At 32.1% G+C, this 939-nt stretch carries 2 protein-coding genes; both read left to right on the top strand.

The features are described 5' to 3' along the window. A partial coding sequence (locus KHQ28_RS28975; protein WP_228298325.1) for a hypothetical protein occupies nt 1-320 on the top strand: 320 nt, incomplete at its 5' end. Nucleotides 321-533: 213 nt separating this feature from the next. Beyond that, nucleotides 534-939: DUF4756 family protein (locus tag KHQ28_RS28980; RefSeq protein ID WP_211777822.1), on the top strand; the 406-nt coding region annotated here is incomplete at its 3' end.

Raw genomic sequence — 939 nt, forward strand, 5'->3', positions numbered from 1 at the left:
AAATAAGAGGAGTCAACATGACAGACCATATAAAAAAAGAACCAGAAGATGAAACAATTATTGATAGTGCTAAAATTTACGATGCGCTTAGAAAAAATTATTTTGATAGATGCTTCCTTTCTTCTTACTTAGATGAAAAAATAGATGATAACTTACATCCTTTCAGTGACGAAGCATATATTAAAATGAAGTCCTTGCATGATGAAAGAGATAATATTAATTTTAAAAACAAAATGAAAGAGATTAAAAGGAATTTATCTACATCACAAAAAAAAGAAGTCGAAAAAAATAATGAAAAACAAAATAAAATAATTTTTTAAATATCCAGCCATGAAAAACACTTTCTCCGATGAGATAAATCTCATCTCTGTTTCAGAAGATGGCATTTTTGTTGATTATCCTGAAGATGTTGATCAAGAAGAAATAATATAGTTTTCATCTGAATATTATCATTCTTATTTACCGGTTATATTTGACACTTACACTATATCTCGTAATATAGATATATCCACTATTTTATTTACGAGGTATATATGAGGAAAGTAAAATTAGACAATGATGATTTAATTCAGTACATGAACACCATTAAAGCATTAAAAAAATATCCAACGATGACTGAATACAGAGATGAATATCGCAGGATAAGAACCGATGGTTCACCGTTGAGTGAAGCCAAGAAATTTAAATCGGCACATACCGAACTTCTGAGATTAGACAGGAAGAAAAAGTCACTACTCGAAAAATTTATTGAAGAACTCAACCCTGTAAGTCACGCATCAGCCCTTGCATCAAGAAAGCTTGAAAAAGTACAAGAGTCCATTATCTACCGAAAGTCATTACTTGAGAAAAGCCCTGATGAACTCGTCGCTCTGGTCATAAAACAGCGCACAGAAGCGGCTCTTGAGTTCCAGCGTTCTGTTGAGCAAAGTCTTGAGCAAC

The sequence above is a fragment of the Klebsiella sp. 28 genome, from assembly GCF_018223905.1.
GTDB classification, from domain to species: Bacteria; Pseudomonadota; Gammaproteobacteria; order Enterobacterales; family Enterobacteriaceae; genus Klebsiella; species Klebsiella pneumoniae.